This window comes from Bradyrhizobium sp. OAE829 (assembly GCF_040546575.1).
GTDB lineage: Bacteria > Pseudomonadota > Alphaproteobacteria > Rhizobiales > Xanthobacteraceae > Bradyrhizobium.
The window spans coordinates 5695373-5707625 of sequence record NZ_JBEPOE010000001.1 but is presented as its reverse complement, the minus strand read 5'-3'; the positions used below and the strand labels follow the sequence as shown (position 1 = coordinate 5707625).

General features: G+C 62.1%; 14 protein-coding genes. 9 read left to right on the top strand and 5 right to left on the bottom strand.

Annotation, left to right across the window (positions count from 1 at the left end):
* Positions 1–32: 32 nt before the first annotated feature.
* Complete coding sequence (locus ABIE49_RS27365) at positions 33–1406, bottom strand: histidine kinase (RefSeq protein ID WP_192736927.1); 1374 nt, start codon at positions 1404–1406, stop codon at positions 33–35.
* Between the two features lie 228 nt (positions 1407–1634).
* On the opposite strand from ABIE49_RS27365, the gene ABIE49_RS27360 reads away from it, so the two are divergent.
* Together ABIE49_RS27360 and fghA are read left to right on the top strand one after the other, a co-directional pair.
* The gene (locus ABIE49_RS27360; RefSeq protein ID WP_192736663.1) at positions 1635–2255 is read left to right on the top strand and encodes a response regulator; all 621 of its coding nucleotides are present in this window, start codon (positions 1635–1637) and stop codon (positions 2253–2255) included.
* Between the two features lie 34 nt (positions 2256–2289).
* Entirely contained in the window at positions 2290–3135 is an 846-nt protein-coding gene (fghA, locus tag ABIE49_RS27355) for an S-formylglutathione hydrolase (protein WP_192736664.1), read from the top strand.
* A gap of 16 nt (positions 3136–3151) precedes the next feature.
* On the opposite strand, the gene ABIE49_RS27350 is transcribed toward fghA, so the two are convergent.
* Entirely contained in the window at positions 3152–3664 is a 513-nt protein-coding gene (locus tag ABIE49_RS27350; protein ID WP_192736665.1) for a DUF3280 domain-containing protein, read from the bottom strand.
* Positions 3665–3814: 150 nt separating this feature from the next.
* Here ABIE49_RS27350 and ABIE49_RS27345 point away from each other — a divergent pair, with 150 nt between their 5' ends.
* Genes ABIE49_RS27345 through ABIE49_RS27325 form a run of 5 tightly spaced genes read left to right on the top strand, consistent with a single transcriptional unit; the run spans position 3815 to position 8280 of the window.
* A complete protein-coding gene (locus ABIE49_RS27345; RefSeq protein ID WP_192736666.1) occupies positions 3815–4996 on the top strand; it encodes a lanthanide ABC transporter ABC transporter substrate-binding protein PedA1 in 1182 nt (393 codons plus the stop codon).
* Between the two features lie 17 nt (positions 4997–5013).
* A complete protein-coding gene (locus ABIE49_RS27340; RefSeq protein ID WP_502915926.1) occupies positions 5014–5985 on the top strand; it encodes a YVTN family beta-propeller repeat protein in 972 nt (323 codons plus the stop codon).
* Complete coding sequence (locus ABIE49_RS27335) at positions 5982–6803, top strand: lanthanide ABC transporter ATP-binding protein PedB/LutE (RefSeq protein WP_192736668.1); 822 nt, start codon at positions 5982–5984, stop codon at positions 6801–6803. The genes ABIE49_RS27340 and ABIE49_RS27335 overlap by 4 nt, the downstream gene beginning before the upstream one ends.
* Entirely contained in the window at positions 6800–7648 is an 849-nt protein-coding gene (locus ABIE49_RS27330; RefSeq protein WP_192736669.1) for a lanthanide ABC transporter permease protein PedC, read from the top strand. Before ABIE49_RS27335 ends, ABIE49_RS27330 begins: the two co-directional genes overlap by 4 nt.
* Before the next feature lie 17 nt (positions 7649–7665).
* Positions 7666–8280 (top strand): hypothetical protein, encoded by a 615-nt coding sequence (locus ABIE49_RS27325; RefSeq protein WP_192736670.1) that lies wholly within the window; start codon positions 7666–7668, stop codon positions 8278–8280.
* A 61-nt stretch (positions 8281–8341) separates the two neighbouring features.
* Here the strand turns inward: ABIE49_RS27325 and ABIE49_RS27320 are convergent, their stop codons facing one another.
* Positions 8342–8905 carry a PQQ-dependent catabolism-associated CXXCW motif protein gene (locus ABIE49_RS27320; RefSeq protein WP_192736928.1) on the bottom strand — a complete coding sequence of 188 codons (564 nt, stop codon included), beginning with the start codon at positions 8903–8905 and terminating at the stop codon, positions 8342–8344.
* 17 nt (positions 8906–8922) lie between these two features.
* Entirely contained in the window at positions 8923–9807 is an 885-nt protein-coding gene (locus ABIE49_RS27315; protein ID WP_192736929.1) for a substrate-binding domain-containing protein, read from the bottom strand.
* Between the two features lie 161 nt (positions 9808–9968).
* Between ABIE49_RS27315 and ABIE49_RS27310 the strand changes: the two genes are divergently transcribed.
* Complete coding sequence (locus ABIE49_RS27310) at positions 9969–10895, top strand: quinoprotein relay system zinc metallohydrolase 2 (protein ID WP_192736671.1); 927 nt, start codon at positions 9969–9971, stop codon at positions 10893–10895.
* Positions 10896–10953: 58 nt separating this feature from the next.
* On the top strand, positions 10954–11799 hold the full coding sequence (locus ABIE49_RS27305; RefSeq protein WP_192736672.1) for a quinoprotein dehydrogenase-associated SoxYZ-like carrier: 846 nt from the start codon (positions 10954–10956) through the stop codon (positions 11797–11799).
* Positions 11800–11859: 60 nt separating this feature from the next.
* Here ABIE49_RS27305 and ABIE49_RS27300 read toward each other — a convergent pair whose 3' ends face one another.
* Complete coding sequence (locus tag ABIE49_RS27300) at positions 11860–12219, bottom strand: hypothetical protein (RefSeq protein ID WP_192736673.1); 360 nt, start codon at positions 12217–12219, stop codon at positions 11860–11862.
* Positions 12220–12253: the final 34 nt, after the last annotated feature.

Genomic DNA, 12253 nt, shown 5'->3' with positions numbered 1-12253 from the left:
TTCGCGTGAAGAAAACGCGTCAAAAAAAGAATCTAGCGCCCCACGTCCCGGGGAACCAGGGCCTCGACCGTTACGCCGCTATCTCCTGATGCAATCGTAAGCGAGCCGCCCAGCGCCAAAATGCGCTCGCGCATGCCGGTTAGCCCGAAGCCCAGCTTGTGATCGGGCCCCAATCCGTTGCCATTGTCACGAACCCGCACCAGCGCGCCGCCGCGGCCGGTACGCGCAAGCCCCACAGGCAGTTCGGCCGGTTCAACGCTCACCTTGATGCTGGTGGCGCCGGCGTGGCGAAATACATTGGTCAGCGCTTCCTGGATGGTGCGGTAGATCGTCAGATCAGCCGTCTCGCCGGTGTCGCCCAACGACGGCGAGATCGCCGTTTCGATAGCGACTTCGGGGTGCGACTCCCCCCACAGGCGCAGCAGCGCGCCGAGCGCCTCGCGAAGCCCGAGTTCCGTCAGTCCCACCGGACGCAATTTTTCAAGAACCCTCCGATTGGACGCCTGCAAGGCATTCAGCTGTTCCAATATGGCACTGCCGTGCCTTCGGGTGGCCTCCCCGTTCGGATCCCCCGCCTCCGCAATCCGCGTCAGGGCGCTGGCGTGCACCCGCAAAGCGAAGAGATAGGGTCCAAATTCATCATGCAGTTCGCAGGCAATTTCCTTGCGTTCGACATCTTGCAGCGAGACGACACGCTCGGCGAGGCGCCGCTTGTCCTCAACCGCCTCGCCCAGAGTGGCCGCAAGGTGATTCAACTTGTCGCAAATGGCAACGAGTTCCGGCGGTCCGTCCGGTTTCACGCGCGTATCGTAACCGCCGGCCTCGATCTTCGCCATCGCATCCGAAAGGGTCTGGATCGGCGCGAGCGCCCGGCCAACGACCCTGCTGGTAATGAGGAAAAGAAATATCGCAATCGCGGCGCCGACCAGGAGCTGGGTGAATATCCCGTCCCAGATTTCGGCCATCTCGTCGTTGGGATGCGACGTGATCAGCAGCGCGTCCGGTTTTCCCTTGATCGAGATCGGCACGTTCACCGTCGTCTGTTCGGGGTGAACAAGCCGGACAAACCATGCCGGCGGCGAGCGTGCATCGGGATTGTCGTCCGGCTTGTCCGCGATCCCGGATCTTGCGATGGCTTCGCTTTGCCGCGTGATGCTGACGTGACGCAGCTTGTTGAGGTCGTGAACAATCTGGTTCAGTCGCGCTTCGGGATCCGGCGCCTCTTTCAGTCCTGCAACGATCGTACCGATGAACTCGCGCGCCAATCGTATGACGCTTTGATCTTCAGCCTGAACCCGGGGGCCGGCCTCCAGCACAAGCCGCGCAACGTTGATGGCCAGACCAAGCGTGAGGACGAGCACGAGCAACAGGTTGATCCGGGCACGTAACGAAAGCTTTTGCCACATATCATTTGTCCAGGAGTGAAGTCGCTTAGTCCGAGAGCGAAATCGCCTTCGATTTCCTATCGATGGGAGCGTTGACAGATAAAACACGCGTCTATCTAATCGAAGCGTATAGCAACATCGCCCGGGTTGCATGACCATCGACGGCAGATATCGCCCCGAAGTCTGCGCCGGTGTTTCACCTGATGCGGTGCACAACGGGATTGACGCGGCTATTCGGGACCAATGCCAATGCGCGTTCTGATCGTAGATGATCATCGCATCGTAGCTTCAGGCTGTCGTGCCTTGTTCGCGGACGAGCCGGAGATCGATGTCGTGGAAGCCTCCGACGCGGAGAGCGGCGAGCGCGTGTTCGGCGAACTGCATCCCGATATCTGCGTGCTCGACATCAACCTGCCGACGGTGTCCGGTTTCGAACTGGCGCGACGCCTGCTCGGGCGCGATGCGTCGGCGCGGATCATCATGTTCAGCATGAACGATGACCCGGTATTCGCCGCGCGCGCCATCGACGTCGGCGCCAAGGGTTTCGTCTCCAAGACCGGGGATCCCCAGGACCTTGTTGACGCCATCCGCGAGGTAGCAAAGGGCGGGGTCTATTTGCCGCCGGCGATTGCGCAAAGCATTGCATTCGCCGGCCCCTCATATGCAAAGAGCCCGCTTTCAAAACTGACGGCGCGCGAGATGGAAATACTGCGCCTGCTCAGCACAGGAAAATGCCTGTCCGAAATCGCGTGGCTGGTCCATTCCTCCTACAAGACCGTCGCCAATACATCCTCGATCATGCGCCACAAACTCGGCGTGCGCACGTCCGCCGAACTGGTGCGGCTGGCCATCGACAACGGCGTGGCCTAAAGACGGCGCGACGCGGCACGGCAACGGAGAGTTCATGACAGTTCAAACGGTTTCGCTCAACAAATCGCATGGCGGCACGCAAGGCGTTTACAAGCACGCCAGCGCCGAGACCGGCACCGACATGACATTTTCGGTCTATGTCCCTCCCCACCAGGATGGCGCAAGGCTGCCGGTGGTCTGGTATCTGTCGGGATTGACCTGCACGCACGCCAACGTCACGGAAAAGGGTGAGTTCCGCAGCGCCTGCGCTGACCTCGGACTGGTGTTCGTCGCGCCGGACACCAGCCCGCGCGGCGACAAGGTGCCCGGTGATCCCGCCGGCGCGTATGATTTCGGGCTCGGGGCCGGCTTTTATGTCGACGCGATACAGGAGCCGTTCGCGCATAACTACCGGATGTGGAGTTATGTCACCGAAGAACTGCCGAAACTGGTCGCCGCGAATTTCCCCGTCGATGCCGGGCGGCAATCCATCCTCGGTCATTCGATGGGCGGCCACGGCGCACTGACCGTCGCGCTGCGCCATCCCGACCGCTACCGCGCCGCCAGCGCCTTTGCGCCGATCGTCGCGCCCTCGCAGGTACCGTGGGGCATCAAGGCGCTGGGAGGCTATCTCGGCGGCGACAGGCAGGCCTGGCGCAAACATGATGCGGTGGCGTTGATCGAGGACGGCGCCAGATTCTCCGATCTACTGGTGGATTATGGCGACGCCGATTCGTTTCTGGCCGAGCAGCTTCGCCCCGAACTGCTGAAAAGCGCCTGCGAGAAGGCGAACATTCCGCTCACGTTGCGCCGCCAGGGCGGTTACGATCACAGCTATTTCTTCATCTCCAGCTTCATGGGCGACCATCTGCGCTGGCACGCCGCGCGCCTGAGAGCCTGAAATTTTACGCGGTCCATTATGGCTGGGGTCTGCCATAATTGGGCGCCAGCAACCGGTTGCGCACGAGATAGCTCGTCGCCCGCGTCCAGGATTCATCGGTGTTGCCGCGAAAATCGGCGTTCATTGCGGTGATGAGCTGTCCGGTGTGGGCGTCGCGCACGAAGATGGTCAGGTTGAGAATAAGGGTCGAGATCTTCTTCATGACACCCGTGATGACGAGATCCGCGCCGATGCGCTGCGCATACTGGACGTCGCAACCACCGCATGCCTGCAGATTGCTGCCCTCGGCCGCAGCTTTCACCGGCGAGATGTCCAGAAGCTCGAACTTGCTGGATTCCGTCAATTGCCGGCGCACCAGATCGCTGATGCGGATCAGTCGATCATGCTCGTCGGCCTGAGGTCCCCTCATCTCGCCTTCGAGGCTGGTATCCAGCAGTTCGAAATCGAAAATCGCGAGCTTCGGCGGATCGGCACGCGCCGGCACCGACACCAGCAGCATCAGCGCGGCAAAGACAAATTGCGCTCTCATGATCGTGATCCCTCACATCGACGGTCGAACAACGACGAAATGCGGACTTGCAAGCTAGAACAATTCAGTCAAGTTTCAAGTCGAGCGTGCTTGCGAGACAAGTATCCCTCCATCGCCGGCAAGTCGAGGAGGAGAATTGAGGGAGCGTCCATGATCCGATGGTTGATCGGCGCAATCGGACTAAGCTTCGTGGCCAGTTCCGCGTTCGCGGCCGACCCGATCGACATCCGCGTCGGCTATCTCGGTCAGGCCGGAATCAAATCGAAACTGTCCCTTGCCGAGCAACCGTCGGAAAATGACGGCATCGCCGGTGCGCGGCTGGCGATCGAGGACAACAACACCACCGGAAAATTCCTCAATCAGCGTTTCTTCCTCGAGGAAATTCGCCTGAAAGATGGCGAGGATGTCGCCAAGGCGGCGATGGCTCTCGCCGACCGCAATGGCATCATCATCGCCGATCTGCCCGCCGACGCGCTGTTAAAGGCGGCCGATGCGCTGCGCGATCGCAAAACCGTGCTGTTGAACAGTGGTGCGATCGACGACCGGCTGCGCGAGCAGGATTGCCGCGCCAACGTGATCCATGTTGCCCCGACCCGCTCGATGCTCGCTGACGCGCTGGCGCAGTATCTGGTGTGGAAGCAGTGGAAGCGCTGGCTGCTGGTGGTCGGCTCACACGAAGCCGACAAGCTTTACGCCGATGCGCTGCGGCGCGCGGCGACGCGCTTTGGCGCCAAGATCGTTCAGGAAAAGGTCTTCGAGGATACCGGCGGCGCGCGGCGCACCGACAGCGGTGTAACCCTGATCCAGCGTCAAATGCCGGTATTTACGCAAGGTGCGCCGGCCTATGACGTCCTCGTCGCGGCGGACGAAAGCGAAGTGTTCGCATCCTATCTGCCCTACCGGACCTGGGACCCGCGGCCGATCGCCGGCTCGGCAGGCCTTGTGCCGACAAGCTGGGACGCGGCGCACGATCAGTGGGGTGCGATCCAGATCCAGAACCGCTTCGTCAAATTGAATTCGCGGCGCATGACGGCGCGGGACATGCAGGCCTGGACCGCCGCGCGCATGATCGGCGAAGCGACATCGCGCACCAACTCCGGCGACCCGAAATCGGTGTTTGATTTTCTCAAGAAGCCGGATTTTTCGGTTGCGGCGTTCAAGGGACAGCGGCTGACGCTGCGGGACTGGAACCTGCAGCTACGCCAGCCGATCCTGCTGGTCGACGGCCGCATGGTCGTCTCGGTTTCGCCGCAGGAGGGTTTCTTGCATCAATACTCCGAACTCGACACACTCGGCGTCGACCGGCCCGAAACCAAATGCAAACTGAACTGAAAACGGAGGAATGGCGGATGTGGCGTCGGTGTCTGCTTTCCGGAATGGCGGTGTGGCTCGCGGCCACCTGCCCCGCCTTGGCCTTCGTCGCCTATGTATCGAATGAGAAGAGCAACACGGTATCGGTGATCGATACGGACAAATGGGCCGTCACCCATACCATCAAGGTCGGTCAGCGCCCGCGCGGCATCGAGTTCACCAAGAGCGGCAAATTCGTGCTGGTCGCGGTCGGCGATGACGACAAGATCGAAGTGATCGATACCGCGACCCATCAGGTGGTGGACAGCCTGCCCTCCGGTCCGGATCCGGAACTGTTCACCCAGGATGCCGCCGGCAAACTCCTCTACGTCGCCAACGAGAACGATAACACGGTGACTATCATCGACCTCGAAAAGCGCGTCCGCCTCGGTGACATCCAGGTCGGCGTCGAGCCTGAGGGCATGGCCCTCAGCCCGGACGGCAAGATCCTGATCAATACTTCCGAAACCACCAACATGGCGCATTTCATCGACACCGCGACGCGCGAGATCGTCGCCAACGTGCTGGTCGATGCGCGGCCGCGCTATGCCGAGTTCAAGCGTGACAGCTCCGAATTGTGGGTATCGTCCGAGATCGGCGGCACCGTTTCCATCCTCGACCCCGCCAAGCGCACCATCACGGGCAAGATCGAGTTCAACATTCCCGGCCTGCGGCGCGAGGCGATCCAGCCGGTCGGCATCGGCATCACCAAGGACGGCAAGACCGCTTTCATTGCGCTCGGCCCCGCCAATCGCGTTGCCGTCGTCGACGCCACCACGCATAAGGTCACGAAATATCTTCTGGTCGGCCAACGGGTCTGGCACATGGCCTTTACCCCGGACGAAAAATATCTGCTGGTGACCAACGGCGTTTCAAACGACGTCTCTGTCATCGACGTGTCGGCGCAAAAGGTGATCAAGACAATCCAGGTCGGCGAGCTGCCCTGGGGGATTACGTTTGCTCAGCCATGACAGCCATCGACGCACACAACAAAGGACCTGCGCCGCCGGACCCCCGTCCCCGGGACGATCCTGCGGCTACGCCCGCATTGTCGATCGAAGGCATCAGCCATTCCTACGGCACAAGGCGCGCTTTGATCGACGTCAGCTTCGCGGTCGCACCGGCAAGCTTCACGGCACTGCTTGGCCTCAATGGCGCCGGCAAGAGCACGTTGTTCGCGCTGATCACGCGGCTGTTCGGAACCCAGGCCGGACGGATCGGCATTTTCGGCCACGACATCAGCCTCGCGCCAGGCGAAGCGCTGCGGCTGCTCGGCGTCGTATTCCAGTCACGGACGCTCGATCTCGATCTCTCGGTGACGCAGAACCTGCTCTATCACGCCGCCCTGCATGGCATCGCCACGCGCGAGGCACGGCTGCGCAGCGACGAAGTGCTGACGCGCATCGCCCTTGTGGACCGCGCCGGCAGCAAGGTTCGCGACCTCTCCGGCGGCCAGATGCGGCGGCTGGAAATCGCGCGCGCCTTGCTGCATCGTCCGCGCCTGCTGTTGCTTGACGAGGCGACCGTCGGGCTCGACGTCAAGGCCCGCGCCGACATTCTCGGCCACGTCCGGCAGCTCGTGATCGAGCAGGATATCGGCGTGCTGTGGGCCACCCATCTGTTCGACGAGATCGTGCCCGGCGACGACCTCGTGGTCCTGCATCAGGGCCGCGTCCTTGCGCATGGTCCGGTCGAGAGTATCATCGCCGACGCCGGAGCCCGTGACATCAATTCCGCATTCATGCGCCTGACCGGCGCTGCGGTGGATCCCGGGAGCCCCGCGCCATGAGCTTCGTGACCGTCAACCGACAGCACAGCGGCTTCTCGCTCGCGCAATATGTCACCTGCCTGAACGGCATCGTGTGGCGCGAGGCGCTGCGCTTCGTGCACCAGCGCGAACGCTTCGTTTCGGCGCTGGTCAGGCCGCTGGTGTGGCTGTTCATCTTCGCCGCGGGCTTTCGTCAGGTCCTCGGCATTTCCATCATCCCGCCATACGAAACCTACATTCTCTATGAGGTCTATATCGCGCCGGGATTGATGGCGATGATCCAGCTCTTCAACGGCATGCAGTCGTCGCTCTCGATGGTCTACGATCGCGAGATGGGCAATATGCGCACCCTGCTGGTGAGCCCGCTGCCGCGCTGGTATCTGTTGTTCTGCAAGCTGGTTGCGGGAACCGCGGTCTCCTTGCTCCAGGTCTACGCCTTCCTCCTGATCGCGTGGTTCTGGGATATCGCACCGCCGCCGATCGGTTATCTCACGGTGCTGCCGGCGCTGATCGTTTCGGGCTTGATGCTCGGCGCGCTCGGCATGCTGATCTCCTCCGGCATCAAGCAGCTCGAGAATTTTGCCGGCGTGATGAACTTCGTGATTTTCCCGATGTTCTTTGCTTCATCGGCGCTCTATCCGCTGTGGCGGGTGCAGGAAGGCAGCCCCTTGCTCTACTATGTCTGCCTGTTCAATCCATTTACCCATGCCGTCGAACTGATACGCTTTGCGCTGTACGGACAGATGAACTGGATTTCACTGGCCGTCGTGGTTTGCTGCACGACGGCCTTCATGATCGGTGCGATATACGCCTATGATCCATCACGCGGCCTGGTTCGCCGCGGGCCCGCCGGAGGCGAAGCATGATCCGCCGGAGGCAAAACATGAGATGGCAGATCGCAATCGGGACGCTCTTCCTTGTCGCGGCATCGACCGAGGCCGGCCTGGCCGCCGATCCGCGCTATCCGGACTGGCCGTGCACCCAGGCCAAGGTGCCGGAAATCTCCCTCACCGCGGTGTGGGCCGGTCCGCCGCTCGACGACATCAAGGACAAATGGAGGGACGATGCCAAGGTCAGCCCGCTGGTGTCGAGGCTGGCCGCAAGACGGACGTCCCTCGACGAGGCGCAAAAACTGATCACGGAGTTTCTTGGCAGCCCGGCGACCGACAAGGCCACGACGGGCAAGCTGTTGTTCGCCGGACTGTTCGACAGCCTCAACGCGCAGCGCGCGTCGGTCATGAACGGATTGGAACGGATCACCCGCAAGCAGCGCGAGGCCGCGGACAAGATCCGGTCCGACGTGTCCGCACTGCATGCCCTGCAGGGCGCGTCCCCGCCCGATCAGCCCAAGATCGACGAGCTCAGCAACCAAATGGTCTGGCAAACCCGGATCTTCGAAGACCGGCAGCGCGTGGTCAAATTCGTCTGCGAGGTGCCCACCGCGATTGACCAGCGGTTGTTCGCGCTCGGCCGCATGATCCAGCAGGAGATCGAGTAGCGAAAGAGAGGTCCTTCTTACTTTGCATGGGGTTGTTTTCGCAATTTTGTGCCCAAGCCCCTCATCTGCTCCCTTCCTCATCCGTTCTGGGCTCGGGCTGTGATTCAACGGCCGGCAGGCTGGCGCGCTCCCAACCTTCGGTTCCATCCGGGTACCAGGCCACATTGGAATAGCCGTAGGACAGGACCCGTTTCGCCGCGTTCCAGGACATCCAGCAATCTTCCTGACAGTAGATCACCAGCAGCGCGGCTTTGTTGCCATGAGACGCCCGCTCGAGTCCGCGCCGCAGATAGGCCTCGGTTGGCTCTGCCAGTTTGCCGTACCCCGTATCGGGCAACCAGATGCTGCCGGGAATGTTGAACCGCGGCTTGTCGCGCCAGACCGTGCCGGCGGGGAGATTTGGCGGTTTCGGCGCACGCGGCAGCACGTCGATAAAAACACCGCTTCCTGCGCGCCAGATCGCTTCGGCCTCTGCCGTCGTGAGAACGCGTACGCCGGCGAGGGTCGCAGGAACAGCCGCGCGATAATTATCCGTGCGATATCCGTCCGGCTCCGGCACATTCTGCTGCGCGAGAACATTGGCTGCAGGGGTAAACGCTGCGAGGGCAAGGGTCGTAACGACCACGCACGCCAGCGTTCGTATCACGGCGACTTCTTCGCCGTCTCCGCGCCGATCGGCCGGTCATTCTCGTCGAGCAAGGGAACGCCGAAGTCGAGCAGGATCCTGTTGATGGCCGGCTGGTTCTCCTGGATCAGGCGGTTGAGCATCCGCTTCCAGTTCTGGTCGGCCGGCCGGACGCCCATGCCGATGCGATAGACGAGCCGAGGCCCCGTGGTCTCCTTGACAAGCGGCGTGACATGCAGCGGCGGGTTTGCCTTTTTGGCGTAGAAGCCAGCGAGCGGTCCCCACAAAATGGCGGCGTCGATCGTTCCCGCCGTTAGATCCTTGATCATGACCTCTGCTGATGAATCGATCCGCGTATCGACCATCAGTGGATAGGACTTGGCTTCTGCCATCAAACCATTTGATGTCATGTTGGTGGCGGGCGGCGTGCCGGCGACAATGCCGATATGCTTGCCCTTCAGGCGTGCGTCGCCCAGCGCCGCGACATCGTCAAGGCCGCTGCCTTGCCTGACGACCAGCGCGTAGGCGGTCCGGTAGTAGGGATTGGTGCCCTGCACCAGGTCGTCGCCTTGCGGATAGCCCATGATGACGTCGCAACGGTGAGCGGCAAGCGTCATTCGGACAAAGCCGGCCGCCTGCGGGTAGTAAGCATAATCCAGCTTTTTCTGCAGCTTTTCGGCGAACAGCTCACCGAGCTTGTTTTCGATTCCCTCGCCCTTGTCGTTCGAGAACGGCAAATTGCGCGGGTCGGCGCAAACCCGCAGCACCTTGGGATCGATGAGCTCGATGGACAGGTCGGTGCTGTCGTTGGTCTGCGCTCCGGCGATATCTCGGCCGGCGAATATTGCTGTGATCGCGAGCAGCGAGACCAGCAAGCGGCGGCGTTGTCCCCAATCTGTCATCATGCATTCCCTTCTTGATCGAACGCCCGCCATCCATCAATTGCTCAGCGTGCCAGAGCGTGCAACAGGAATATCCCCGTGCTGGATTTGCGTTGCATGCTGCGACGCAAACCAGCTCGACGAAACCCGAGATCGCTTCCGGACGAGACTGAGGCAGAAACATGGCTCATGGCGTTTCGGTTCTTGCCTTACTCGTGGTTTTGGCGACGTCCACCCTAGCGCAGGCCCAGCAGCAAGAATTGCCTGTGAGCGAAGTCGCTCCCGGAATATTCGTGCACCAGGGCCAGACCGCGCTGATGACGGGCGAGAACGAAGGCGCGACCGCCAACGTCGGATTCGTCGTCGGCGAGAGCGCGGTGGCGGTGATCGACACCGGGGGAAGCGTTCGCGAGGGTCAGCGGCTGCTTGCGGCGATCCGTGCGCGAACCGGCAAACCGATCCGCTACGTCATCTACACACACGGCCATCCGGACCATGTCTTTGGCGGCGCCGCGTTCGCAGGCGATGGAACCGAGTTCGTCGGCCACCGGAACCTGCCGCGGGCGCTGGCGGCGCGCGGACCATTCTATCTCGATGCATTTCGCCGGATCATGGGCGAGAAGTCCCTGGATGGGGTGCGCATGTTACCGCCCACGCTCCTTGTCGATGGCATGGTCAAGCTCGATCTCGGCTCGCGAATCCTGACCTTGAGGTCGTGGCCGGCGGCGCACAGCGACAACGACGTCACCGTGTTCGACGAGCAAACCAAAACCCTGTTCGCGGGCGATCTGGTGTTTCTCCGGCACATTCCGGTGCTGGACGGCAGTATTCGCGGATGGCTCGCCGTGATCGACGAACTCGGCGCGCTCCCCGCGCAACGCGTGATTCCCGGTCACGGACCTGTGAGCGAATGGCCGGGCGCCCTCGCCGACCAACGCCGTTACCTCGAAACGCTGGCGTCGGACGTTCGCAGGCTGGTCGCCCGTGGCGCTCCGATCACGGTCGCCGCCGACACCGCCGCGGCCAGCGAGCGACCGCGGTGGCAATTGTTCGACGACTACAATGCACGCAATGCAACAACCGCATTTTCGGAAATTGAATGGGAATAGCCTGCCCGATGACGTATACTGGCGGCGTTACGTTCCATCCCAGCGAAGGGGTGCCGCCATGCCCGGACGTCGTTTCCACCTGCTCTGCATCGCCAGCCTCCTGAGCGTCATGCTCGTCGGCGCGCGCGTTGCGCCTGCGGCAACTCCCGAGGCCAACGATCCGTGGCCCGGACTGGTCCAGGACATCTTCAACAACCGCCCGATGAACGACGGCGCAGACGTGATCGCCATCGAGATGCCGTACCGTGCCGAGGATGCGGCGATCGTTCCCGTTACCCTGCGCACCAAGCTCCCTCCTGGCGACAGCCGCCGCGTGTTGAGAATCACGCTGGTGATCGACCAGAATCCGGCGCCGATGGCGGCGAAGTTCGAACTGGGACCGGATGCCAATGTGACGGAAATCTCGACGCGCGTGCGCGTCAACAACTACACCGACGTTCATGCCGTGGCCGAACTGAGCGACGGCAAGCTCTATATGACGAAGACCTACGTGAAGGCCTCCGGCGGCTGCTCCGCACCGGCCACCAAGGTCGCCGACGAAGCCAAGAGCCGCCTGGGGCAGATGCGATACCGGCAGTTCGCGCGGGCTGGTGAAGGACTTCGCCAGGGTCCCGCCAGCGGCACCCGCGAGGCGCAGATCATGATCGGTCATCCCAGCCATTCCGGCCTGCAGATGGATCAGGTGACCCAGCTCTACATCCCGGCCTTCTTCGTCGACCAGTTGCGGCTGTGGCAGGACGATAGTCTGGTGCTGGCGATGGAAGGCGGAATCTCGATCTCGGAAGATCCCAACATCCGCTTTACCTATGTTTCGAACGGCGCGAAGCGGTTCTGGGCCGAAGCCAGGGATACCGAAGGCCACGTATTCCAGAAGGAATGGAAGGTCGACGATTCCGGCACTTGACTCGACGCGGCGAGGCAATAGCACCAGCACATCGCGACCACGTCTAGAAACATCGCACGTCTAGAAACATCGTACTTCCGCTTCGGCCTGTGCGCGCCTGAGATCATTGAGCGCGCTCGCCGCCTGCTCTGAAGTGCGGAACTGCCCGCCGAGATTGCCCCGGTGCTGCGCCATGCTGAGCACGGTTTCAGCCGAGACATAGCGCTCGTAGGGTACGATCGATGCGATGATATCGATCGAGCAGGAGCATTGTTCGATCGCCTGCCGCGTCTCGCCATTCGCCTTGAGGCAACCAAAGACGTATTCGGCGCGCGCCGAGGTCGGATAGTCGTTGATGTCTGCGGCCCGCGCCATCGTTGCCATCGCCGTCAACGCTGACAACGCGGCGACAATACGTCGTACCGATCCGACAGCTGCCATGATCTTCCTCCCGCTACGAAGCGTGGAAGCTATG

Excerpts from the sequence above, each read along its gene's own strand:
- ABIE49_RS27365 (WP_192736927.1), bottom strand. The coding sequence starts at position 1,406 with ATGTGGCAAAAGCTTTCGTTACGTGCCCGGATCAACCTGTTGCTCGTG.
- ABIE49_RS27360 (WP_192736663.1), top strand. The coding sequence starts at position 1,635 with ATGCGCGTTCTGATCGTAGATGATCATCGCATCGTAGCTTCAGGCTGT.
- fghA (WP_192736664.1), top strand. The coding sequence starts at position 2,290 with ATGACAGTTCAAACGGTTTCGCTCAACAAATCGCATGGCGGCACGCAA.
- ABIE49_RS27350 (WP_192736665.1), bottom strand. The coding sequence starts at position 3,664 with ATGAGAGCGCAATTTGTCTTTGCCGCGCTGATGCTGCTGGTGTCGGTG.
- ABIE49_RS27345 (WP_192736666.1), top strand. The coding sequence starts at position 3,815 with ATGATCCGATGGTTGATCGGCGCAATCGGACTAAGCTTCGTGGCCAGT.
- ABIE49_RS27340 (WP_502915926.1), top strand. The coding sequence starts at position 5,014 with ATGTGGCGTCGGTGTCTGCTTTCCGGAATGGCGGTGTGGCTCGCGGCC.
- ABIE49_RS27335 (WP_192736668.1), top strand. The coding sequence starts at position 5,982 with ATGACAGCCATCGACGCACACAACAAAGGACCTGCGCCGCCGGACCCC.
- ABIE49_RS27330 (WP_192736669.1), top strand. The coding sequence starts at position 6,800 with ATGAGCTTCGTGACCGTCAACCGACAGCACAGCGGCTTCTCGCTCGCG.
- ABIE49_RS27325 (WP_192736670.1), top strand. The coding sequence starts at position 7,666 with ATGAGATGGCAGATCGCAATCGGGACGCTCTTCCTTGTCGCGGCATCG.
- ABIE49_RS27315 (WP_192736929.1), bottom strand. The coding sequence starts at position 9,807 with ATGACAGATTGGGGACAACGCCGCCGCTTGCTGGTCTCGCTGCTCGCG.
- ABIE49_RS27310 (WP_192736671.1), top strand. The coding sequence starts at position 9,969 with ATGGCTCATGGCGTTTCGGTTCTTGCCTTACTCGTGGTTTTGGCGACG.
- ABIE49_RS27305 (WP_192736672.1), top strand. The coding sequence starts at position 10,954 with ATGCCCGGACGTCGTTTCCACCTGCTCTGCATCGCCAGCCTCCTGAGC.
- ABIE49_RS27300 (WP_192736673.1), bottom strand. The coding sequence starts at position 12,219 with ATGGCAGCTGTCGGATCGGTACGACGTATTGTCGCCGCGTTGTCAGCG.